This is a genomic window from Neorhodopirellula pilleata (assembly GCF_007859915.1).
In the GTDB taxonomy this organism is placed as follows: Bacteria; Planctomycetota; Planctomycetia; order Pirellulales; family Pirellulaceae; genus Rhodopirellula; species Rhodopirellula pilleata.
On sequence record NZ_SJPM01000002.1, the window covers coordinates 189,346 to 211,843 of the forward strand.

Here is a 22,498-nt window from a genome sequence, read left to right on the forward strand (position 1 = left end):
GAGAGTCGCTGGCGAACTGCAGCGGGAAAGAAGAGCCCGAGTGGATTGGGGCTGCTGTTATTGCTATACTTGGACATCGAAAGTTTCCTGTAACAGGAGGAGTTGATGAGCTGTCCACAGCGAACAGGAGGGCGCGCGCCGGGGTCAGACGCGGGATTCGGGATTGACGGACGGGTTTGTTCGCTCCAAACTTACCGCTTTTGGGATCGAGCCTGTCTGGGGGAGAAATGCCTCGTCTACCACGACTGCAGTACGAAAATGCGATCTACCACATCGTGACCCGGGGTGATGGCAGGCGAAGGTTGTTCCTTGACGAAGGGCACTACCAACGCTTCACCAAGGGACTCCAAGAGCAGGTGGACCGATGCGGCTGGCAGGTCATCGCGTATTGCTGGATGCCGAACCATATCCATGCCCTGATCCGGACGCCCCAGCCGAATCTTTCCCGCGGAATGCAGCATTGGCTCAGCGGCTACGCGAACTGGTACGCAAAGCGAAATCAACGCACCGGGCACCTTTACCAAGGACGGTACAAGGCGTTCCCTGTCGAGGACGAAGGGTACTACTGGAATTTGAGTCGGTACATTCACCTCAATCCTTGCAATGGGGGGAAGCCGTTAGTCGAGACGCCGGAGCGGTATCCGCACAGCAGTTACGCGGGATACGCACGAAAAACTCGACGAGTCGATTGGATCGACTATGACCAGCACCACCGGTATTGGAAGGCCCGCCATGGTGGTGACCCCGAATCGGCCTACCGGCAATTTGTCAAAGCGGGCATGCTCAACCCGGTTGATCCAACCGTCGATCGATTGAAGAATTGGGTTTACGGTGGAGAGAAGTTTCTGAGAAAGATGGTCGAGCTCGCGAACCGTGAAGACGAATCAATCGAAGTTCGGCAGAGCATCCGCAAGGCGAAGCAAACCGTCGAAGCGATCGTTGCGGCAACGGCGCGAGAGTACGGGGTCGAGCCAGAGGACTATCAAGGATTTCGCAGCATTGCCCCCGGTCGCGATGTGGCGGCCTATTTGTGTCGCCGCCACACGACGGCAACGTTGGCGGAGTTGTCGAGTACCTTTGGCTTAACCCACCGCGACAGCTCGGGGGACTTGGTCAGACGCGCTCGAAGTGCCCGCGAGCAGAATCCGAAGATTGACCGTCGAATACGCAAGATCGAGAAACGCTTGAGCCTAAATCCCTAGTCTGGCCGCCCCGAAGCCATTGCTCAATCATCCCGAAGGGATGCAAGCCGTTAGACACAGGCGTCATCCGGTGGCATTCGCTTCGCTCGACCACCGGCTACTGGCGATGAACTCGGTTATCAAACCGCCGCGTTCGGGAAAGTGGCTGTTTATCTGTTCTCGAGTGACCACGGGGCTCAATTCCCATTCGGAAAATCAAAACCCTGACCTACTCGGCCAGGATGTCCGGGATCGGCTGACCGGATAGTTCGTCGATGATGCCTTGGCTGCGTTCTTGTGCATTGAGGACTTCCATCTTGCCGACGAATAGCATCACTTCGCCGCCATCGGGGATGGCTTCTTGGATCAACTTTCCGGCGGCCCGACCGGCCAAGTAGTTGCTCGTGCCGAGATAAAATTTTCGTTGCGATGCCGGCGCGTCGCTGTCTTGGCAAATCACCGTCGTCGCTTGGCAGGCTTCGTTGATCATGCCGACTTGATTTTCCGGATCGATGGGGCTGATCGCGATGCCGTCGATCCCCGCCGCGACGTTCGATTCAAGAAACCGTTTTTGTTCTTCGATCGAACCGGAGGAGGGCATCTGCACATCGACTTGGCATCCGAATTGTTCGGCCGCTCGTCGGCAACCGGCATCGGCAAGCGTCCAGAACGGATCGAGCGAATTGGTGATGTAGGCGACCCGCTTGCCCGCCCCGTCGATCTTGACATCGTCGCCATCGGCCAACAGTGGTCCGTTGCCCGACTTCATCGCTTCGATATCAGCGGCGAACTCGTTGACATTCTCCGACGTGATCGTTCGGTGGGGAATGATGATCATACCGGAGTCGGGCACATCGACTTGGCCGCCGGTCGCCAAAGTCGTCAACCACTGCACCGATCGGTAACCAAACGCGTAAGGTTGTTGAACAATCGTTCCGTAGACGTTTCCGTCGCGGATTCCGGCGAGGGTATCGGGATGCTCATCGAACCCGACGACGGCGACCTTGCCCATCGCGTCGCTGCTCCGCAGCGCGGCCAAAATCATCGGCGTGTTCTGGCTCCATAGTCCGACGAGGCAGGCCACATCGGGGTGCCGAAGCAACGTGGTTTCGGCGTTCTCTTTGGCTTTGGAATTGTCCTGATTGTCGGTCAAGATCCCCAAAACGGTGTACTTACCCGCTTTGCGAGGAAAGCTGGACGAATCCGTCGAAGGAGCCGACGAATCGCCCACGGCCACGCCTGATCCATCGGTTCCGGTGGGCGCGGTCGCCGCAGACGTCCCCGAACGATTGCATCCCGAACCACACAACAACAAGCAAACTGACAAAACGAGCCAGCGGGGGATCGAAAAACGCATCGTGAACCTAATGACCAACGGGGACGAAATAGAGGACGTGACAGATTGGATGATCACACGGGGCGATCGATCCAGTGCCATCAATTTATCATCTTATTCGTCGGCGTTGGTGATCCGAAGTGGTTAGAGGCGGGCTCGAACCGCCGACACCGGCCTTTTCAGGGCCGTGCTCTACCAACTGAGCTATCTAACCTCGATGGTGGACGCTTTTTTGCTGCGTCAAACTAAAAACTACGCTATCATATGGGTTCGCGTCAATTGGCCCCCGCGACAATCTCATCTCAAAGTTCTCAAAAAATAACTCACCATGGGCACGGTAGCTCCCCCTGATTCTGAATTTCAGCCGAATTCCCAGGCGGACGCGGTTTCTGACGATATGTCCGGGGATGATCCGCATTCATCCGGCTCGGGTGTGAATGTTCGCGATAAGAAGAAGGCGAATCAGGATCTAACCCCGGCTCAGCGAAAACGGCTCGAAGAGCGAGAAAAACTTCGAACCAGTTCTTTCGATGCGGTGACCTCGTTTTTCATGGCGACGATCCTCTTTTTGGGGGTTTTCGTTTTCATGTTGTTCGTGGTGTGGTTGACGATGCGGATGCCTGAACGGGTCAAGCCGATCGCCCCGATCATCGAAAACGCTGCCGGACGGGCTGATAATGCCGAAGGTTTCGAGCGAGATTTCGAGCCCCCTGGTGCCGAAGAAGTCGAAGAACTGATGGAACCGACGCTTCAGGACACGATCGAAGCGGTCACCGAAGCGGTCTCGAGTGTCGCGGCGTCACTCGACACGATGAACACGAACGCCTCGGCGAGCACCTCGGGCACCGGAAAAGGCGACTCCCGTCCGCCGGGGCCCGAAGGCGAAGGCGAAGACATTGTCCCACGATTCGAGCGATGGCAATTGAACTTTTCGTCCAAAGGCATTCAGCCCTACGCCCAACAGCTCGATTTTTACGAGATCGAATTGGGCACTCTCGGTGGCGGGGTCCAAGGTGTTGACTACGCTAGTAACCTCTCGGGCAGCCCCAAGAAACGGCACAACGACGACAGCGCCGGAGAAAAACGACTGTATTTCATGTGGGCGTCGGCTAGTCCGCTGAAGGATTTTGACATTCAATTGCTGGGCAAGGCGGGGATCAATACCGGCGGGCGACAAATTCTCAAGTTCATCCCGCCGAACCTGGAAAATCAACTGGCAAGAACCGAATTGGATTACGCCATGGCCAAGGGCTACAACAGCGTCACCCAGATCGCCAAAACCATCTTCATGAGCAAATCCTCCGGCAACGGATACGCTTTTGAAGTGACCGAACAACGTTATCGAAAAGGCAAGTAAGTCCTCTTCAATCTTCAATCTTCAATCTTCAATCAATTCGGGAACTGAACATTGTTTCTCTTAGCTGCGGCTGACCTCTACACCCTGATTTCGAACTCGACGTACGGTGCCCTCGCGATTGTCGCTTTGTGGGGTCTGTATCAAATTGTGATCGTCTGGACGCGGGTCGCCCAGAAACGCTTCAAGACCGAGGAGGAGCAGGACACTTTCATGGACGATTGCGAACAAATGCTTCAAGTCGGCGATTTCGAAGGCGTCGAAGAATATTGTGCCGGCGACACCCGGGCGATTCCGCAGATGATGCACATGGCGATCGACAACCGCCGCCATGGTTTTCGCCGAGCCCGCCAGATCATGATGGACCGGTTTCAACGCGACGTGATGAGTGATTTGGAGTATCGGCTCAGTTGGGTTAGCACCGTGATCAAAAGCGCTCCCATGATCGGGCTGTTCGGGACGGTGTTCGGGATGATGGGTGCGTTTAAGACGCTCGCGACGGCCGAATCGGTCGAGCCATCGTTGCTCGCCGGTGACATTCAAGTCGCGCTCGTGACGACGGCCAGCGGTTTGGCGATCGCGATTCCGTTGATGATTTTGGTCGCGAGCGTGAACATCCGAATCGCCAAGATGGAAGATCTCGTCGGCTCAGGCTTGATGCGATTCTTCGATGCGTTCAAGGGCGGCTTGGCACTCGAGGAGTCCGGTCAAGCGGTCGCGCCGGCTGCCAAAGAGGAAGCGTACGCCGAAGCCGTTTCAAGCTAAGCCTCCCACATCGTGGCGGCACCGCCCGCCTCAAACCATCGCGGGTCCGCCTGCGTAGAAACAGGCTGTCGATTTTCGCCAGTCGTTACCGTGACGAACCTTCATTTCATTGAGACACGCAATTGAACGACGACGATGACGAAGAAATGGTACCGGCGCGTGCCAAACGGGAAGAGGAGGAGATGGACATCACGCCGATGATCGACATCACGTTCCTGCTGCTGATTTTCTTCGTCGTTGCGTCAAAGATGGACCCCACCCAAACCGGCAAGATTCCTGACGCCGAAAACGGCTTGGCGATCTCGGCCAAAGACTCCGCAGTGATCTTCATCGAACCGATCGGGAAAGACAAAGTCGTGTTGAAACGGCGTGACGGTAGTGAATTCAGCAGTGACGAAGAAGCTCAAGCGAGCGAGATCGTCGAATACATCACCAACGAACTCGAAAAATCCATCAGCAAAAACAAAGACCAAGTCATGTTGCTCGGTGACGGCGAGGTCAAGGTCTCCGACGTCACCCGAGTCCAAAAGATCATCGGCGACGAATTCCAAGAAATGGAATTCACTTATATCGCCGTCAAAGAGCAGTGAACTAACTTCCAACGAACCAACGATGTCAATTCAAGTCCAGTGCGAACATTGCGGAGCGAAGCGGAAGGTCAACGAACGGTTGGCCGGGCGCACCATTCGTTGCCCCGGATGCGAACAAGCGCTGACCATCCCGAAGCCGGCCCCGGTAGCCAGCGCGACTCCCGTTGCTCGAAACGCTCAAAACGAGTTGGCCTCGGACGAGGCGATGGAGGTCGAACCGGTCTACATTCCTGATCCGGTCTCGTCGACCTCGGTGGTCAATGGCTCCGCCGTCACGGCTTCATCGGCCAACGGCCGAGTCGCGAGCGGCAAGATGACGTCCGACCGAGGAATTCCTGGGGCCGGAACCGCCGTCGCGACGCCGCCATCGGTGGCAATGGCACCTCGGATTGACACGCCCGAACCGATAAAAAAAGACGACGAAGATGACGATCTCGTCCCGCCGCGCAAGAAACGCGAAGACGGCGAGTTGGACATGACTCCGATGGTCGACGTGACGTTCTTGTTGCTGATTTTCTTTATGGTGACGGCCAGCTTCAGCTTGCAAAAATCGATTCAAATGCCGCGTCAATCTTCGGATCTGCCCAGCATGTCGAACGTCGAAGAAGAAACCGAAGAACTCGACCCGGTCGAATTGGAAATCGACGAATCAGGTGCCTTCTTGGTCCTCGCTCCGGAATGGGAACGCGAGACACCCGGAAAACAAAATCTCATCACGGCGCTGAAGGAATCCATCGGTGACAACCGGGACGGAATGAAGCTGGACATCAAGGTTCACGAAAACGCCAAACTACAAATGCTCGTCGACGGAATGGATGCGGGTACCATCGCCGGATTCACTCAAATCCAAGTCACCGAAGTCGACGGATTCGATTGAGGCAAGACAATTTTCTTTGGCTTCGTTACGGGACCGCATCGCTGCGTTCTACAGCCGATTTGCTACTTATTCACACTTTTCAACGAATCAGTCCAACCATGTCCGAATCCCTTTCACCCGATGACGAAGTCCCTCGGCGATCGACTCGTCCTGCGGGTGACTTGGATATGACGCCGATGGTCGACGTGACGTTCTTACTGCTGATCTTTTTCATGGTCACGGCCAGCTTTTCGATGCAACGATCGATCCAAATGCCGCGTCAAACTTCCGAACAACCCTCTCCTTCGCCGGTCGATTCGGACCCGATCGACCGTGAAACGATTGAACTGGAAATCGACGAATCAGGTGCGTTCTTGGTGCTATCGAAAGATTGGCAACGTGAACCGATCGGAAAGCAGAATTTGGTGAGCACGTTCAAAGAAGCGGTCGGCAACCGACGCGATCCGTTGAAACTGGATATCAAGGTTCACGAGGATGCGAAGTTGCAGCGACTCGTCGATGGAATGGACGCGGGGACCCTCGCCGGAATCACCGATATTCAAATTCGTCTGCTTCATGAAACGTCGACTCGGTTGGCGATCCGCGATTAACGACCGGCTAGAGGCCTATCTGAAAAGGGGTCTGACCCTCTCCGGCAAGGCCAAAAAACTAACGAAAACCGACTCGCCTCCAAAGGGTCAGACCCCTTTTCAGATAGGCACTTTTCATCCATTGCCAAACATTCTTTTCTTATGCTTGCTAACGAACTTATCGATCTCTTGGAACGTCGCGGTCTGCTCGACCAAGAAATCATCGAAGCCCTGCGGGAACAACTCACCGAAGGCGGGGCTCGGGTCACGCCCGAAGCCGTCGCAAAGTTGCTCGTCGACAACGGCCAACTGACCCGCTTTCAAGCCACCAAGTTGATCGGGGAAATTCGTAACGAAGACTACGAAGACGCCGCCGAAGTCGTCGAAATCGAAGACGAGTTGGGCGTCGCCGAGGCGTTCGAAGACGAGATCGCCGAAGCCGATATGATCGACAATGTCTTTGAAGCCGAGGCGGTGATGATGGACGACCAACCGGTCTTGGTCGAAGCCGAACCGGTGGCCGTGGCGGCCCAACCGGTTCGAGGCGGTGGCGGTGGAGGAGGAGGCTACGATTCTGCCGGTCAAGACGGCGAACGTCCCAAGCGACGTCCGCCGGGTCGCGTCAAACCGCCCGAACACAAGTCGGTCTGGGACTCGTTCAAGGTCTACGGTTATCTCGGAATCATCGGCTTCCTGATCATCGCCGGGTTCGGGTTCTATTTTATCCTGACCAAGCAAAACGCCGACGATGTGATCGCGCTGGCGAACAAGCAATACGATTCGCAAAGTTATCAACCGGCCCAAGACGCCTACCTCGGGTTCTTGGCCTCGTTCGGTCAACAGAACCAGTACTCCTCACTCGCGCGAACTCGCATCACGATGTGCGAATTGTATCGCGGCGAGCAGATGACCGATCCGACCAAGGCGCTCGAACTGTGCCAGGAGAAACTGCCGGGCATCGTCGAAGAAGAAGGCTTGAACCAGGAACGCGGCAACCTCGCGGCGCTGTTAGTCGACATCGCCGAAAACATCGCCGAAGCGGCGAGCAAAGCCACCGTCACCGAAGAGAAGCAACAATTACTCAACCGGCTCAATGAGCAATGGGAATTGGTCAACAACCCGAACTACATGCTCGCGTCAATGAAGACGACCCTCGAGGGTCGCGTGTTGCAAATCACCGAAACTCAAAACCGAGTCAAACGGGACATCGATCGAAACATCCGCTTGGATGAAACCGAAGCGGCGATGAAAACCGCCCTCGCCGAGAAAGATACCAAAGCCTCATACGACTTCCGCAAGTCGTTGCTGCGTGATTTTCCCGAACTCGCTGTCAATGAACGTCTGACGGTGTTGATCAAGCAGGCCAGCGAAATCCAACAGACGTTGGTGGCCCCCACCAAGAACGTACCCGAGCCCGCGATCGCTAACGAAGAAAACGCGACCTTGCAATCAATCGTGTTGACCACCCGGCAAGGCTCGCCGATTCCCGGATTGGAACGTGAGATTTTCTATCTGCGAGCCGGAGGCAGCGTGCTCGCGTTCTCTGCCCATGACGGACGTTTGTTGTGGCGTCAGTTCACCGGCTATGGCGAAGACCACACGCCGATCCGATTGAACGAAGGCGACGCGGTGTTGCTCAGTGATATCGCCACGAACGAAGTCCGGCGGTGCGAAGGCCAGGACGGCAAGTTGCAATGGCGATCCGATATCGGCGAATCGTTCGTCGAACCCGTCGCAGGCAAAGATTCCATTTTGATTTCCGCGAAATCGGGGCGGTTGATTTCGTTGAATTCGGAAACCGGCGATCCGAATTGGGGTACCCAATTGCCACAACCGCTCGTCACACCAGCCGGGCTCGACGACAAATTGCAACGGGTTTATATCCCCGGAAACCACAGCAACCTTTACACGCTCGACGCCCGCACGGGCAAGTGTGTGGAAAGTTTCTATATCGGGCATGAACAAGGCACCGTCGTGGTGCCTCCTGTATCGTTGCTCGGGCACTTATTCGTGATCGAAAACGCCGGTGCGGATTACGCTCAAGTTCACGTGTTGCGAATGGATGAACGCGGTGAAAAACTCAAGGTCGCTCAACAACCGTTTCGTTTGGTCGGCAATGTGATCGTCCCACCGGTGATCCAACAACGACGTATCATCGTTCTAACCGATCGAGGTCAAGTCGCCGTCTACGACATCGAACCGACCGCCGAGCGACAACAAGTCTCACGGATCGCCGAGCAGGTCGCCTCCTACGACACGCCGACGTTGACCCGTATGGCGGTCGGCCGCAGCCAAATGTGGATCACGGGCACGCGGGTCGGCCGATACGAGTTGCAAATCAACACGGGACGCGTTGTCTACGATTGGGGCAAAGCCGAAGGTGACTCGTTCGTCGGCCAACCTCTCGCGTTTGAGGACACATTGATCCACGCTCGCGTGTTGCGTGGCACGTCGGCGATCCGCGTGACAGCGGCCGAACCAAAGACCGGCAACGAATTATGGCGGACCGATGTCGGTACCCCGATCTCGATGCTCGCGCAAACTCAGGGCGGCTTCCACGCGGTCACCAGCCAAGGCGCATTGTTCGAACTTGATCGTGAATCGTTGCAGAGCGGTTCGACTCAAGGACCGATCGAAAACCCGGGTGCCAATTCGATCAAGATGAACTTCAGCACGCCGATCGAATTGCCCGACAATCGGCGCGTGCTGTTGAATCAATCGCAACGCGGCGAAGCGATGATCTATGACCCGAATCGTCGCAGCGAAAAGTTGAGAAAGATTACGTTCAACCTGACCGGCCCCAAGCCGACCGGCGTGGGCGTCTTCAGCGGTGGCGGGATTTTCTTGCCGCTGGATTCCGGACGAGCCGTCTTGATGGATTGGCAAACCGGAACCGAAGGAGGATCGACGGCCGAAAACAAAGGGTCGCCTTTCCAACCGCTCAGTGATCCGACCGCGACGGTCTCGTGGACAACACCGGTGGTACTGCCCGACGACGCTGATCAAGTCGTCATCGCCGATAGTCGCAAAAAAATCTATCGTCTTCGTGTCGGCGATCAAATCTCTGACCTGGCCACCGCCGACTTGGAAACCCCCTTCCTCGGACAAACGATCGGCGTCGATGATGTTTTCATAGGCGGTGCCAATGGTCCGGCGGCGGACTTCCTGATCGGATACGAGATGGATTCGTTGAAACAGAAGTTCAAAAAACTACTCGACGGTCGGATCGCTTGGGGACCGTCGTTGGCGAAATCCGATGATCGGGAATTGGCCTTGGTGCTCACCAATGATTCCATCCTGCGTGGATTCGATGCCGAGGGAACTCAAGTGTTCGAAACTCCGATGCAGGTGGCGGGAGTGCCGATCGAGGAGATCGTCGCGATTCAAGGCCGTTGGATCTTGACCGGCCAAGACGGTTGGCTGGTCGCGATCGATCCGGCCAGCGGCGAGATCGATGGCACCATCGAATTGGGACAACCGTTGTCGGCGAGTCCCCTGCCGGTCGGCAACAAGCTATTGGTGCCCGGCGCCGAGGGTGTCGTTTACATCACCAACATTCCCGGAAAAGAATAACCCCGTGGATAACATTATTCATACAAAACGAGTTCGGCTGTTGTTCTGGTGCACGTTATGGTGCGCCGCGTTCAGTTGGGGAAGCTTGACGGCCACGTCCGTGCGGGCGGAGATCATCAATTACGCCGAAAAGGGCCGACCCGAAGACCCCGGTTTGGAACTGCTGCAAGAGGATCCTCACGACATCATCCTGTTCAAAGAATCTGCCGGTGGCGGATGGGTGAAGGTGCATTTGCTCGAATTGCCCGGTCGCCGGATGCCGGACTCTCCCAATGGTAGCCTGGTTTTTCGGATTAAAGGGATCGAAGCCAAAGACTTCACGGCGAAGTGGGAAGATATCGAGATGATCGATTTCTGGGAAACCCGTTTGGAACGTGAAACCACAGAGCGAATCAAGAACGAAGATTTCCCTGGGGCCTATCCATTTTTGTCGGTATTGATACGCGACTATCCCAACCGCCCCAACCTACGGACGCTTCGCGGTGAGTTTCTCTTCCGCGACGCCGGGCGGCGAGCGAAGCAAGGTGAAGTCGGCCCGGCCCTGGCGATGCTGGAAGAGTTACATCGCTATGCACCGGAGTACCGATCGGACATCGTGATGCAGGCGATTTCCAGGATGACCGACTTGTTGATGCAAGACTTAATGAACAAGAAGGAATTGGAGCTGGCTCAGAAACTGCTTGCCCGCTTGGAAAAAGACTACTTTGGCAAACCGGTAACCTCCATCAAAAAGTGGAACGATACGTTCTACCAAATGGCTTTGCAACGAAAAGAAGCCGCCGAGAAGGAACTCGAGGAAGGAATCAAAACGAACGTCTTTCAAAACTATCGCAACGCCCGACGCCTGTCACGTGAATGCCTATACTTAAAACCGTCCATCGAAGGCGGGAAAGAACTCGTTCGTAAGATCGACGAGATTTACCCGCTGGTCAATGTCGGTGTCTTGCAAACCGCCAAAGACCCTGACCCGACGCGATTGGACAACTGGGCCGCGCGGCGTGCCGGTCGATTGTTGTATCGAGTGCTGTTCGAAATGCAGGGTGCCGGACCCGAGGGCGGCGAGTACGAGTTTCTGTTCGGCGATACCGAACAAACCCCCGACCGCATGAAGTTTTCGATGATCTTGGCCCCAGAGAAACTTCCGCCGCCTCTGAATTCGGTCAACGGATTCTTCATCGCCGATCGATTGGCCGAACGTGTCGATCCGGGCAGCGACGTGTACTTCTCGCCTTGGGCAGCCGCTGTCAACGCGATCGGACTCGACGGCCCCAAACAGATCGATTGCACTCTGCGACGACCGAACGTATTGCCCTCCGCGTTGATCCAAATGACCGTCGACGGAAGTTGGTTCGGCGGCAAACCGGGATCACCGACCGGTGACTACCGACGCGATGTCGTCGAGGGCGATGTCATTCGTTATACCCTCGTCGGGAAACAACGCACCGCCACCCAACCACGCGAGATCGTCGAGATCCGCACCGAATCGGCCAGCGACGGTGTCGCCAAATTGCTGCAGGGCGAGGTCGATGTGCTTGATCAATTGTTTCCCGCCGATGCCGTCCGCTTGGAAAAGAACCGGTCCGTCCGCGTTGCAAAGTATCCGTTACCGAGCATCCACATGCTTGTCCCGTGTAGCGACCACGCCTACCTGGCCGAACGAACCTTCCGACGCGCCTTGGTCTACGGCACCAACCGCGAAGACATCCTGTCCGGTGAGTTGCTCGAGAGCCTCGAGGTTCCCGGCTGCCGCGTGCTGTCGGGACCGTTTCCGGCCGGACTCGAAGACAACGATCCTCTCGGTTACGCCTACGACCAAAACATTCAACCACGTCGGTACGAACCCCGATTGGCGAAACTGTTGATGACCATGAACACCAATCAAATGGAAGCATTGGCCAAACGTCGCAAGGAAGAAGTGCCCGAACTCAAACCGATTCGATTGGCATTCCCGCCCGAGAACCTGTCAAGAACGGCTTGTGAAGCGATCAAAAGCCAGTGGGAATTATTGGATCTCAAAATTGAATTGATCGAATTGCCGGTCGGTCAAGCGTTCCCGGAGAAAGGCCAAGCGGATTTGGCTTATGTCGCTGCCGCCGTCTGGGAACCGATCATCGACGCTCGCCGAGTCCTCGGCCCCGATGGCATGGCCGGCAGTACCGATCAATTGGTCGGATTAGGTCTGCGTCGGTTGGAAGAGTCCAAAAACTGGAAAGACGCCCGCGATCGATTGCTCGATCTGCACTTCATCGCCAACAATGAATTGCCGGTTTTGCCGCTTTGGCAACTCGTCGATTCGTACGCCTACAATCGGAACCTGCTTGGCGTCGGCTCGGATATCGTTTCCCTCTACCAGAACGCCGAAAAGTGGAGGTTATCGCTATGAATAAAACCTCAACGGACCGCTCCCGTCACAGCAAGCTTCCCTACGTATTGCTGCTCGCGATCCTCGTGCCACTGCCGCTCCTTGCGATCGATCAAGATGATTCCGCGCCGGCCGAAACGGTTGTTGTCGAGCCAAGCATCGCATCGAACAACGAGGCCTTAGGATCACCCGAGGCGGCAATGACGTCTGAGGTCGGAGCTGCGCCGGAAGCCTCCACCGTGTTACCCGAATCTGCGCCGGAGACTTCCGATGTCGCCGAGGCGCTCGATGAAATCGAAGAACGCCCCGAGGATCCGGCACCGTTCGATTTCTCACCCTACCGTGTGTTGATCTGGATCGCATCAGACAACCCACGCATCAATGCGGCGTCGATCGAAGATCGCTTGCTCGATTATCTTGACCGCGATTTCTTCTCGATTTGGCGGACCGCGATCGCCGATGCACCGCCCGCCGTCGCGACCGTCGCTCAGCGAGATTTGGCTGCGTTGAATTTCGATGTGATCGCCGCATCGGATCCGGTCATCGCCATCAAACGAACTCACAAAGATTCCATTCGCATCCACTTCGCCGCCGACGCCGGTCGCTTCTTGAAACAAATCCAAGGTACCAAGGGAAGAGTGAGCGACATCATTCGGCGTATCGAAGCGGACCCGGAATACGAAACCACACCGGCCAAGTTTGCGTGGAAAGAGAAACTCGTCGCGATCGACGGGGACGCCGTCGCGGTGCAAGAATTGTGGAAAGACGAAGCCACCGAAGCGGTGTTGGTCTCACGCGGGATGGCCGAGACATTCGACGACCCCAGTGCGAAGATGATCGTGCCACCGGTCGAAGGACAGGTGGTTGAGGCGATCGAAGGGTTCGACAAAATTTACTTCGTACGTTTGCAAACTCGCCAATCGCCGATGAGCGTCCAAGTCAGCGAATTGGATACTCTGATGCGACACTTCGGATCCCTAACGACGATGACGCTGGGGGTTCAATCGCAACTGCCTGAAGTCATCGGTGCGGCCGTTCGTGAAACCTTCTCGCCCGTCGTTCGGATTGACGATGCCGGACAAAAAGATGCTACCGGACTCGTCCGGGCCTCCGGCTTGGCCCTCGATCCGGATTCGCCCGCCCACGTCCGCGTCGGCGATATTCTCGAACCGATGGTTCGCAAGGACGATCGCAACGGCAAACCGATGACGATCGGGCCACTCGATTGGGCCTATCTATTAACCAAAGAGGTTGACGGTCATAAAGTCAAAATGGATTTTCACGCCGGGCGAATGGGAGGGTTACAAGGACGCAAGAACAATCGTACGCACCGAATGGGTATCGTCAGCCGTCCAAGTCGAGACGACACCACGCTGAGACTACATGCCAAAGGCAAACCCGACCTACCGTTAATCGGATATGAGATCTACGACAAGGATCTTGAAGGCACGAACATGACATTCGTCGGACGCACGAATTGGAACGGCGTCATGGAAGTTGATAAGATCGAGACGCCGTTAAGATTGCTTTATGTCAAAAACGGAGGTGCGGTTTTGGCACGGCTACCGATCGTGCCAGGCCATCACCCCACCGCCGTCGCCGACTTGGAAGGCGATGACATGCGATTGCAAGCCGAGTCGTACATCCGTGGCGTTCAAAATGTGATCATCGATTTGGTCGCGATTCGAGAACTGTTCAAAGCCCGTATCATGTTGCGGCTTAAGAAAGGCGAACTCAAGGAAGCCGATGAATTGCTAGAAGCATTACGGAACGAGCCTTCCAATGAACGGATCGCCAACGACATGGGTAAGAAACAAACCGAGTTCCTCAAGGCGATCGGACGCAACGCGAATCAACAACGCAAGGTCGATGAGATGTTCAGCACGACGCGAAAATTGTTGTCTCAACACATCAACCCGAAACTCGTCAACGATCTCGAAGAAGCGATGATCCAGGCCAAAGCCAACGGCGGTAAATTGCCCGCCGAAGAGGAATGAAGGCTTCGGGTTTACACTCTCAAAAGCGCAGCCTCTAGATTCACACGCGGAGTTGAGATGGGGAATCGGTTGCGGCTTGCGACCGAGGAAACGGCAAAGGATCGCAAACCCAATTTTCGACCACTTCGAAAGAACTGCTCGACCCACCATCGGAGAGGCCAGATATTAGCCTTCCGACCGACCCAGGGATAAGTCCGGCTACCCGGAGATAAGTCATCATGCAACCGGCGATAACACCCTTCTCGCGTCCTTATGTCCGGAACAACCGGGGATAATTACCTCGTTCCCCATCAGGCACAACACGGAGTATCAAACAAACGTGATTCCTGAATTCAGAGGCGATGGATACTTGCCCGATGGTTTGCACGTTGCTTCCGAAGCCGATGTCATGTTTCGTTTCGGCACTGCAACGCGGCAGCGACAGTGGCTTGCCCTGCGGCTTCGGCGATGGCTCGAACTTGCACGTATCATTGACGCGAAACGATTTTTCGTTGATGGTAGTTTCGTCACTTCAAAATCGGAACCCGATGACGTGGATGCGGTTGTGTGGCTTCCCGATAATTTCGCTGAACGACTGGAACGCGGTGATTTGGAAGCAGTGGAACTCGATTCCATGCTTGTTTCTCGGCGTCCTGAAGAACTGTTCGCCGCCGAAGATCGACGTGACTGGGATGATTGGGTAGACTTCTTTGGCAGGACTCGAGAGTCAGATAATCGACGCAAGGGTTTAGTCGAGATTAAACTATGATTCATAACACCACCGAATACGAGAAAGCCCAATCCGAACTGCGCGATTTGCAATCGCGTCTGGAGACGCTGCAGGCAGAGCATCCGATCGGCGAGAAGGGTTTCACCAAGGCTGGGATTCGTAAACTGATTGCTCGACTGAATGAAGAGCTCGCAGTGTTTGAGGGCAGTTCAGAAGCGAGATCATCCACCACCGGTTAGACTGCATTTTGTGGGGAACCATGAAATGCACACGAACGGCGTGGCCGAGTTCGAACGTAAAAGAGAGTGGTTCCGCGCCGCCGTGTGATTTCCAACATTCTGGCACGAAGTGCCCCATCGTGCTCGTGCTCAGTGAAACGGTGCTCGTGCTCGTAATCGAAAAGCAGCTTTGATGACCGATCCAATCTTTGACCACGATCGACTGCATATTTACCGTCTGTCCATCGAGTATGTTTCGGCGGCTTTCGAGATTTCAAAATCGCTGAGCAGTTTGCATCGCCACGCACGTGATCAATGGCTCCGTGCGTCGCAATCGATTCCTCTGAACATCGCCGAGGGCAATTGCAAGCGAAGCGTGAAGGATCGTGCTCGTTTTTTCGACATCGCTCGCGGGTCAGCCTTTGAATGCGATGCGATCCAAGATGTGCTCGTTGTGTCCGGTGGATTGTATATCAAGACAAGCCGTGACATGAAGTTGACGCTCAAACGAGTCGCCTCGATGTTGACTCGGATGGCGATCAAGTTTGACGGGGTCGGGGAGTCATCGTACAACTATCTGGCGGTGATCGATTACGAGCACGAGCACCGCGATGCTGAGCACGAGCACGAAAGAAAGCCAGAACCAGGCCGTGCACCTTAGGACGGCTTTTGCGGTTTTACAAATCGAAACTCAATCGTCCGTCCTAGGTGACGGCGTCCGTTCGTCGACAGAATGAATCTCGGTGACATCTACCTCAAGACGTTTTTTGCATCACTGCAATTGTTTTCCTTGCCGCAGTCACGGTTGTTGGTGGCATTCGTTTTTGGCGTCGAGTTCACGCCGGTTGGCTTATGACACTTTCGATATTAGACTGGAATGTCATATCTTTGCTGCAATGCAATCATCGGCTCAAGAATGACCTCAACCGACCCGTACCAGCCTCCAGCGGGAGACGTTGTAGACGACACCTCGCTTTCTCGCTGGAGAATGCTGCCTGCTGCGTTATCGGCAATCATAGGCTTTGCTAGCATGGCCCCTGGACTGTTAGGGGCATTTCTCATTGTGCTCGGGTGGGGCGAAATGGGAGACTGGAAAAGGGAGATGCAGACAAGTAACATGCCTTTATTGCTTACTTTTGCCGTTTTGTATTTTGTCGCCGGGTTTTCATGTGTCCTCGCTGCTTCGCGCTGGTGGCGTGGGCGGTACAGTATTGCAATTGCTCTGAATGCTCCGTTCTTCCTAGTCCTTTGTGTCGGGATCATTCTCGGCTGATCTCAGGACCGTTCACCAGTTTTGGCTAAACCCTAGCCCAGCGGCCCTCTTTACTCCTACTCAACCGGCGGATAACCAATAGGGATTCGACTTCGTGGCGAGGCGTGGTTTGAGTTTGAATCTTTTTCTTGGCTGGTTCGTAAGTCGCTGCGCGACGCCAGCGCCACTAGCCGAAGCTCAATTCTTCGAGAGCGTTTCGCTCGGGTCAGACGCGGGCGCGAGGCTCCCGAGCATGGTTATCCGTTGCGGTGAATGAACGAGGAGTCATCGCGACCACCGCCCATTAACGCAACGATCAAGATATCGCTGCGATCGACCCTGAAATGAATGATGTAGGAAAACCGCTTGAGTCGGCATGGGCGCAGTCCGTTCTTGGCGATCGCGAAAAGAAGTGGGTTGTCCTGAATTCGGTGTATCGCCGAAACGTATTCGGCAATAAATTCATCGCCGAGCCCCGGGCGTTTGTCGTCGTACCACAGGGCGGCGGCGCAGACATCATCCTCAATCTCTGGACGATACGAAAGAAGCCACATCACCGCCGCTTTTCAATGCGTCGCATCATTTCGTCGTGCGAAATGGCGGTCGATGGATCTGCATGGTGTGCAGCAAGCCGACGGTCCATTTCGGCTTGCTGTTCCGCCGACGGCGAAAGATCAACATCGTCAGGCAGGGTATCCCAGATCGCATGCACGACACGCAAGCGATCCCCCACCGGAAGCGTGGAAAGGTCTGAAATTGTTTGGTCAACGTTCATGATACATCCTCCGGCAATATTTTAGCCGAGAGTGAGCCGAAGGTCGAGCGAACAGAATGCTCGCGAGTTACCGTGTTCTCAGTCGGATAGATCGCATTTCGTTATCCGACTGGGACGCTCGATACGCTCTCATCCAAACCCCGCAACTAACATGACGCCGCCATTGCCTCGCTGCGACACTTCCCCCGAACTCACCACGCTGCGGGAATGGTGCGACGGGCGCTATGCTCCTCATCTTTCCGCTTTCCCCGATTCTTGGCAGCGTCGGTGCGGGGATCGGCTTCGTGTCCGCTCTTGTTTGCGACGCTGCAACTCGCAACGCCACGCCCAGTCATACGCCCCAAGACGGCGGATAATCACGACAATCGGGATTCCGTTGAACAGCGCCGAGGGCAATGGCAAACGAAGCCTGAATGAATCGTTGCAATGTTGACTCGGATGGCGATCAAGTTTGACGGCGTCGAAGAGCCATCGTACAACTATCCGGCGGTGATCGATTACGAGCACGAGCACCGCGATGCTGAGCACGAACGAGAGTGAGAACCAAGCCGTGCACCAAAAATTGGCTTGCGTGGTTTAACCGATAGAAATCTTCTGGATCGAATGCCATGAGCCTGTTGAATCTGCATCGTTCGACCCTACTTCTAACGTTATTTACCCTGTCAACTTGTTTGTACGCAGACACAGCGGACGACAAACAAGAGCTTTCTTCCGAGAACGCGGACTGGACTTCACGAGGTTTTTGGCGGACCGACGACGGCGATCCCGTGCCGAGCGGTTGGGAGTTTACCGACGGACAGATTTCTTTGGTCGCACCGCGTCGAGGCGGCAATATTCTGTCACCACCCTTGCCCGCCAACTTTGATCTTTCGTGGCAATGGAAGATCGAGAAGGGTGTTAACAGCGGATTGAAGTACCGCGTGCGCCGATTCGAGGGACGCTATCTTGGGCTAGAGTATCAGCTGATCGATAGTAAGCCGGATAGCACGAGCGATAGCTCGACCGCAGCCGTCTATGATCTTGTCGGGCCGGCACGAGACAAAACGTTACATCCACCGGGCCAATGGAATCAATCACGCATCGTCGCCACGGGCAGCCGAATTACCCACTATCTCAATGGCGACATGGTGGCTTCGGTGTCAACCGAAGGACCGGCTTGGGAAACCCGAATCGCTTTAAGCAAGTTTGGTGGGGAAATCGGTTTCGGTCTACCGGTTCCTGGCGGTCGCGTCATGTTGACTGATCACGGCGGAAAAGTGACGTTTCGAAATTTTCAGTTTACCGAAGTGGACGCAGCCGCGTCCGAGCAGACCTTACCAACCGGCCCATTCCTCGCCAATGCAACTCGCAACAGTTGGGCCGACCAGAATAGCATCGTGTTATGGACGCGTACGACACGAAACCCAGAGATGTTGGTTGATGGTCGAGATTTTGTGACGTTAGCCGAACAGCAAGCTCGAAAGCTCGCAGACGAAAAAGACCCCGAGAAACTTCTCAATCTTCAATTGCCCAACGGTGCGAGTCTGGATGAAATGCTCGGTGCATGCCCTGGCGCACCAGGCAAGGTTCGGCTGTCCTACCATCCCGTTGGCCAACATCAGCGAATCAAGAACACCCATTGGATCACTACTTCCGCTCAAAGCGACTTCACAGCGCAATGGAAACTCGAGAGTCTAAAGGCCAACTCGAATTACGTCACGATCGTTGAAGCGCAAACGCTCGATGGAGAACCATCGGCTGTGCTTCGAGGTGCGTTCCGAACCGCTCCCGAATCCGATGAAGTCCAGGATGTCAACTTTTGCATTACTACCTGCCATGATTTCATCCGACGGGACGACGGCATGAACGGTCACAAAATTTACCCGGCGATGAGCGAGCTGAATCCTCATTTTGTCGTCCACGCCGGAGACATCGAATACTATGACAAGCCTGATCCGTGGGCGTTGACCAAGTCATTGATGCGTTTCAAATGGGGGCGTATTTTCGCGCTACCCAACAATCGTCGTTTCTATCACCACACGACGAGCTACTTCATCAAGGACGATCACGACACCCTGGCCAATGATTGTTGGCCGGGGACCACTTTCGGCTCGGTAACTTTCGAAGAAGGCGTTCAGCTTTTCAATGAAGAACAATTCCCAAGCCGCGATCCTCGCTACAAGAGTATTCGATGGGGCCGCGATTTGGAGATCTGGATTCTGGAAGGACGAGACTACCGCAGCCCAAACCATATGCCCGACGGACCAGAAAAATCGATCCTAGGCAAGGAGCAGAAGGCATGGTTGTTCGAGACACTCGCAAGTTCCGATGCGAAGTTTAAGTTGATCTGTAGTCCAACACCCATCGTCGGTCCCGATCGCAACAACAAAAAAGATAATCACGCGAACGACACTTATGCCTACGAGGGCAATGAGATTCGCGAACAACTTGCGACCATACCGGGAGCCATCGTATTGTGCGGCGACCGTCACTGGCAGTACGCTTCGGTGGACGGAGAAACCGGCGTATGGGAATTTGGCTGTGGCCCCGGTAGCGAAAAACATCAAATGGGTTGGAAACGCGGTGACGAACGCCCCGCTCATCAATTCCTACGAGTCGATGGGGGATTCCTATCAGGAAGAGTCAGTCACCATGGCAACGACCAAGAAACGAGACTAACCATCCACCACCACGATGTATCAGGTAAACAGGTCAGTCGGTTCGTGTTCCCGATCAAAAAAGACTGAGCCTTGCGAAGACTTCAACGATTGCACTCACTCAATCGCGAAAGAGGTCAGCCGAACGTTCGAACTGCGATCGCCAATCAATTGATGCAGTGTGTCCACGGCTTTCAAGATTTCAAAATCTCTGAGCGGTTTGCATCGCCACGCTCGTGATCAATCGTTTGACGGCGTCGAAGAGTCTTCATAGGCCTATCCCGTAGCGATCGAGCACGAGTACGAGCACCGCGTTGCTGAGCACGAGCACGTGATCAGCGAAAAGGGGGGAACGCAGGACCGGCCGCGCGTTCATCTCATCAATGAGTCAAAGGCAACATTCGAGTTGTCTTGGGCCGTTAAGAAGTCGCCTTGGCTTGACCGCCGGCGAGTTGGCCGGTGACGGCTTCGATCGGGATGGGAATGCCACGGAGACAACCTTCCAGGACGAGGTTGTTGCCCACGATGCCTTGGAAGCTGGCGACAATCATGCGGCCTCGTCGGGCTTTGTCCAAGCGGACCATCAAGACGAGTTTGTCGCCGGGGACAACGACGCCACGGAAGCGGACTTCATCGACACCTCCGAAACCGACCATGGCGGCGCCGAGAAGATCGTGCTTTTGCGTGTAATAGCTTGAAAGCTGTGCGACGGCTTCGAGCATCACGACTCCCGGCATCAGTGGCATGCCGGGCATGTGTCCACGAACCCAAAATTCATGCTCGGTGACCTCTTTGTAGGCCGCGCAAGCATTCTGTTGCAGATCCTCACAGAGGATCGCGGTCAGTTGTTCCATCTCGTGCCGTTGGGGATTGAACTTCCGGATCGCTTCGATATCGGCGATCGGGTTGTCGAAATCCAACAGGCTGGGGTCGATGATGAATTCGCTTTTGGCCACGGATCAGGTCTTGAGTTTCTTCCGTTTGGCCTTGCGAGCTTTCGCGTTTGCCGGGCGACGCCCGTGGTTGGCTTTCTTGAGCTTATGGTGTGGTTTGGCCACGGCGTGAACACCTTGAAGAATCAGAGGAATGGATACGAGTAAAAAGAGGTTCCGACGGCGAAAGAGCTAGCGTTCGCGATAGACGATTCGCCCCTTGGTCAAATCGTAGGGTGACAACTCGACGCGAACCTTATCGCCCGGAACGATCCGGATAAAGTGTTTTCGCATCCGTCCGGCGACGTGCGCCATGACTTCGTTGCCTGTTTCTAATTGAACGCGGAATCGGGTGTTGGCGAGCGCCTGTGTGACGGTCCCCTCGACTTCGAACGCTTCCTCTTTTTTACTCAAAACTTGGACCTGTTTACCGTTTACTGAACTGGACGCCGCGACGAGCACCACGAAGACCAGGTTTCTTGCGTTCCTTCATGCGAGAATCCCGCGTCAGGAAGCTGCCGATACGCATAGGATCGTGCAGCGACTCGTCGTGGCTGCAAATTGCCCGGGCCAGGCCCATGCGGATGGCACCACTTTGTCCGGTCATGCCGCCACCGGAAACGCGGACCAAAACGTCGACTTGACCGGCGAGTCCCGCCGCTTCGAGCGTTTGGATGACAGCGAATTGATGCTGATCGTTGACGAAATATTCTGCTAAGGATTTGCCATTAACGGTGATCGTGCCACTTCCCGGTCGAACGCGAACGCGGGCGACGCTGGACTTACGACGACCTGTGCCCAGGGCATCGCCATTAATCTTGTCTTTTTTTACTGCCATCATGGGACGAATACCTTAAGCGTTGACTTTCTTGCTTTTGCGGACCAATTCGACGGGCTGTTGAGCCGCGTGTGGATGATCTGGGCCGGCGTACAATTTGAGTTTGCTCAGCATATGGCGAGCGAGTTTGTTTTTGGGGAGCATTCGGCGGACCGCATGCAAGAGCAAGTCTTCCGGCTTGCGAGCTTGCCGATCTTGATAGCTCTCAAGTCTCAATCTGGGATAGCCTGTGTACCAGGTGTAGTGGCGGTCGGACATTTTGTTGCCCGTCATGCCGATCTTATCCACGTTGGTAACGATGACGAAATCGCCGCAATCGACGTGCGGGGTGTATTCAGGGCGGTGTTTGCCCATCAAAATCACAGCAATATCGCTGGCCAATCGGCCCAAAGTCTCATCGGTCGCATCGACGACGTGCCATTGCTTTTCGACTTCGCCAGGCTTGGCCATGTAGGTTCGCTGAACAGCCACGGGGGTAACTTTTCTCGGGGGAGGCATCAAAAATTTGAATCGCAGAGCGTACTCGACCGACCC

The 22,498-nt window shown here is 55.3% G+C and carries 23 protein-coding genes and 1 tRNA gene; 15 read left to right on the forward strand and 9 right to left on the reverse strand.

Going from position 1 to position 22,498, the window contains the following annotated elements:
• Positions 1-227: 227 nt before the first annotated feature.
• A complete protein-coding gene (locus tag Pla100_RS05835; RefSeq protein WP_146576765.1) occupies positions 228-1,202 on the forward strand; it encodes a transposase in 975 nt (324 codons plus the stop codon).
• A gap of 208 nt (positions 1,203-1,410) precedes the next feature.
• Here the strand turns inward: Pla100_RS05835 and Pla100_RS05840 are convergent, their stop codons facing one another.
• On the reverse strand, positions 1,411-2,334 hold the full coding sequence (locus tag Pla100_RS05840) for a substrate-binding domain-containing protein (RefSeq protein ID WP_231602766.1): 924 nt from the start codon (positions 2,332-2,334) through the stop codon (positions 1,411-1,413).
• Here Pla100_RS05840 and Pla100_RS31510 point away from each other — a divergent pair.
• A complete protein-coding gene (locus Pla100_RS31510; RefSeq protein ID WP_231602767.1) occupies positions 2,324-2,665 on the forward strand; it encodes a hypothetical protein in 342 nt (113 codons plus the stop codon). The genes Pla100_RS05840 and Pla100_RS31510 overlap by 11 nt on opposite strands.
• Here the strand turns inward: Pla100_RS31510 and Pla100_RS05845 are convergent.
• A tRNA-Phe gene (locus tag Pla100_RS05845) sits at positions 2,659-2,731 on the reverse strand. The two genes, Pla100_RS31510 and Pla100_RS05845, sit on opposite strands and share 7 nt — an antisense overlap.
• A 114-nt stretch (positions 2,732-2,845) precedes the next feature.
• On the opposite strand from Pla100_RS05845, the gene Pla100_RS05850 reads away from it, so the two are divergent.
• The 11 genes from Pla100_RS05850 to Pla100_RS05900 all read left to right on the forward strand — a co-directional run bounded on the left by Pla100_RS05850 (position 2,846) and on the right by Pla100_RS05900 (position 16,192).
• Positions 2,846-3,874 carry a hypothetical protein gene (locus tag Pla100_RS05850; RefSeq protein ID WP_146576767.1) on the forward strand — a complete coding sequence of 343 codons (1,029 nt, stop codon included), beginning with the start codon at positions 2,846-2,848 and terminating at the stop codon, positions 3,872-3,874.
• Positions 3,875-3,925: 51 nt separating this feature from the next.
• Entirely contained in the window at positions 3,926-4,636 is a 711-nt protein-coding gene (locus Pla100_RS05855; protein WP_146576768.1) for a MotA/TolQ/ExbB proton channel family protein, read from the forward strand.
• Positions 4,637-4,782: 146 nt separating this feature from the next.
• Entirely contained in the window at positions 4,783-5,226 is a 444-nt protein-coding gene (locus tag Pla100_RS05860) for an ExbD/TolR family protein (protein WP_146577297.1), read from the forward strand.
• 22 nt (positions 5,227-5,248) lie between these two features.
• The gene (locus Pla100_RS05865) at positions 5,249-6,103 is read left to right on the forward strand and encodes a biopolymer transporter ExbD (protein WP_146576769.1); all 855 of its coding nucleotides are present in this window, start codon (positions 5,249-5,251) and stop codon (positions 6,101-6,103) included.
• A 98-nt stretch (positions 6,104-6,201) separates the two neighbouring features.
• A complete protein-coding gene (locus Pla100_RS05870) occupies positions 6,202-6,693 on the forward strand; it encodes an ExbD/TolR family protein (RefSeq protein ID WP_146576770.1) in 492 nt (163 codons plus the stop codon).
• A 141-nt stretch (positions 6,694-6,834) separates the two neighbouring features.
• Positions 6,835-10,245, forward strand: a complete 3,411-nt coding sequence (locus Pla100_RS05875; protein WP_146576771.1) for an outer membrane protein assembly factor BamB family protein — start codon at positions 6,835-6,837, stop codon at positions 10,243-10,245.
• 40 nt (positions 10,246-10,285) lie between these two features.
• Positions 10,286-12,628: an ABC transporter substrate-binding protein gene (locus Pla100_RS05880; RefSeq protein WP_390620578.1), complete on the forward strand. Its 2,343-nt coding sequence runs from the start codon at positions 10,286-10,288 to the stop codon at positions 12,626-12,628.
• Complete coding sequence (locus Pla100_RS05885) at positions 12,625-14,604, forward strand: hypothetical protein (protein WP_197167731.1); 1,980 nt, start codon at positions 12,625-12,627, stop codon at positions 14,602-14,604. Before Pla100_RS05880 ends, Pla100_RS05885 begins: the two co-directional genes overlap by 4 nt.
• A 319-nt stretch (positions 14,605-14,923) precedes the next feature.
• Positions 14,924-15,352 (forward strand): DUF6932 family protein, encoded by a 429-nt coding sequence (locus Pla100_RS05890; protein ID WP_146576773.1) that lies wholly within the window; start codon positions 14,924-14,926, stop codon positions 15,350-15,352.
• The gene (locus Pla100_RS05895; protein ID WP_146576774.1) at positions 15,349-15,552 is read left to right on the forward strand and encodes a hypothetical protein; all 204 of its coding nucleotides are present in this window, start codon (positions 15,349-15,351) and stop codon (positions 15,550-15,552) included. The genes Pla100_RS05890 and Pla100_RS05895 overlap by 4 nt, the downstream gene beginning before the upstream one ends.
• Positions 15,553-15,724: 172 nt before the next feature.
• Positions 15,725-16,192, forward strand: coding sequence for a four helix bundle protein (locus tag Pla100_RS05900; RefSeq protein ID WP_146576775.1), 468 nt, complete (start codon positions 15,725-15,727; stop codon positions 16,190-16,192).
• An 848-nt stretch (positions 16,193-17,040) separates the two neighbouring features.
• Here the strand turns inward: Pla100_RS05900 and Pla100_RS05905 are convergent.
• Together Pla100_RS05905 and Pla100_RS05910 are read right to left on the reverse strand one after the other, a co-directional pair.
• The gene (locus tag Pla100_RS05905; RefSeq protein WP_197167732.1) at positions 17,041-17,340 is read right to left on the reverse strand and encodes a type II toxin-antitoxin system RelE/ParE family toxin; all 300 of its coding nucleotides are present in this window, start codon (positions 17,338-17,340) and stop codon (positions 17,041-17,043) included.
• A complete protein-coding gene (locus Pla100_RS05910) occupies positions 17,337-17,558 on the reverse strand; it encodes an addiction module protein (protein WP_146576777.1) in 222 nt (73 codons plus the stop codon). Before Pla100_RS05910 ends, Pla100_RS05905 begins: the two co-directional genes overlap by 4 nt.
• A 224-nt stretch (positions 17,559-17,782) precedes the next feature.
• Between Pla100_RS05910 and Pla100_RS32150 the strand changes: the two genes are divergently transcribed.
• On the forward strand, positions 17,783-17,914 hold the full coding sequence (locus Pla100_RS32150; RefSeq protein ID WP_261344776.1) for a hypothetical protein: 132 nt from the start codon (positions 17,783-17,785) through the stop codon (positions 17,912-17,914).
• 252 nt (positions 17,915-18,166) lie between these two features.
• Complete coding sequence (locus tag Pla100_RS05915; RefSeq protein WP_146576778.1) at positions 18,167-20,284, forward strand: family 16 glycoside hydrolase; 2,118 nt, start codon at positions 18,167-18,169, stop codon at positions 20,282-20,284.
• 329 nt (positions 20,285-20,613) lie between these two features.
• Here Pla100_RS05915 and Pla100_RS05920 read toward each other — a convergent pair whose 3' ends face one another.
• The 5 genes from Pla100_RS05920 to rplM form a co-directional block, all read right to left on the reverse strand.
• Entirely contained in the window at positions 20,614-21,150 is a 537-nt protein-coding gene (locus Pla100_RS05920) for a 3-hydroxyacyl-ACP dehydratase FabZ family protein (RefSeq protein WP_146576779.1), read from the reverse strand.
• A gap of 3 nt (positions 21,151-21,153) precedes the next feature.
• A complete protein-coding gene (locus tag Pla100_RS32385) occupies positions 21,154-21,252 on the reverse strand; it encodes a 50S ribosomal protein bL37 (protein WP_390620563.1) in 99 nt (32 codons plus the stop codon).
• A gap of 66 nt (positions 21,253-21,318) precedes the next feature.
• Positions 21,319-21,540 (reverse strand): translation initiation factor IF-1, encoded by a 222-nt coding sequence (gene infA / locus Pla100_RS05925; protein ID WP_146576780.1) that lies wholly within the window; start codon positions 21,538-21,540, stop codon positions 21,319-21,321.
• A 13-nt stretch (positions 21,541-21,553) separates the two neighbouring features.
• Positions 21,554-21,967: a 30S ribosomal protein S9 gene (gene rpsI / locus Pla100_RS05930; RefSeq protein WP_146576781.1), complete on the reverse strand. Its 414-nt coding sequence runs from the start codon at positions 21,965-21,967 to the stop codon at positions 21,554-21,556.
• Positions 21,968-21,979: 12 nt separating this feature from the next.
• Positions 21,980-22,435: a 50S ribosomal protein L13 gene (gene rplM / locus Pla100_RS05935; RefSeq protein ID WP_146577298.1), complete on the reverse strand. Its 456-nt coding sequence runs from the start codon at positions 22,433-22,435 to the stop codon at positions 21,980-21,982.
• Positions 22,436-22,498 lie beyond the last annotated feature (63 nt).

Bases quoted from the DNA above. Each gene is read 5' to 3' on its own strand.
- rpsI (WP_146576781.1), bottom strand. From the start codon at position 21,967: ATGATGGCAGTAAAAAAAGACAAGATTAATGGCGATGCCCTGGGCACA.
- Pla100_RS05915 (WP_146576778.1), top strand. From the start codon at position 18,167: ATGAGCCTGTTGAATCTGCATCGTTCGACCCTACTTCTAACGTTATTT.
- Pla100_RS05875 (WP_146576771.1), top strand. From the start codon at position 6,835: ATGCTTGCTAACGAACTTATCGATCTCTTGGAACGTCGCGGTCTGCTC.
- Pla100_RS05900 (WP_146576775.1), top strand. From the start codon at position 15,725: ATGACCGATCCAATCTTTGACCACGATCGACTGCATATTTACCGTCTG.
- Pla100_RS05835 (WP_146576765.1), top strand. From the start codon at position 228: ATGCCTCGTCTACCACGACTGCAGTACGAAAATGCGATCTACCACATC.
- Pla100_RS05870 (WP_146576770.1), top strand. From the start codon at position 6,202: ATGTCCGAATCCCTTTCACCCGATGACGAAGTCCCTCGGCGATCGACT.
- Pla100_RS05885 (WP_197167731.1), top strand. From the start codon at position 12,625: ATGAATAAAACCTCAACGGACCGCTCCCGTCACAGCAAGCTTCCCTAC.
- Pla100_RS32150 (WP_261344776.1), top strand. From the start codon at position 17,783: ATGCTCCTCATCTTTCCGCTTTCCCCGATTCTTGGCAGCGTCGGTGCG.
- Pla100_RS05910 (WP_146576777.1), bottom strand. From the start codon at position 17,558: ATGAACGTTGACCAAACAATTTCAGACCTTTCCACGCTTCCGGTGGGG.
- Pla100_RS05860 (WP_146577297.1), top strand. From the start codon at position 4,783: ATGGTACCGGCGCGTGCCAAACGGGAAGAGGAGGAGATGGACATCACG.
- Pla100_RS05865 (WP_146576769.1), top strand. From the start codon at position 5,249: ATGTCAATTCAAGTCCAGTGCGAACATTGCGGAGCGAAGCGGAAGGTC.
- Pla100_RS05895 (WP_146576774.1), top strand. From the start codon at position 15,349: ATGATTCATAACACCACCGAATACGAGAAAGCCCAATCCGAACTGCGC.
- Pla100_RS05850 (WP_146576767.1), top strand. From the start codon at position 2,846: ATGGGCACGGTAGCTCCCCCTGATTCTGAATTTCAGCCGAATTCCCAG.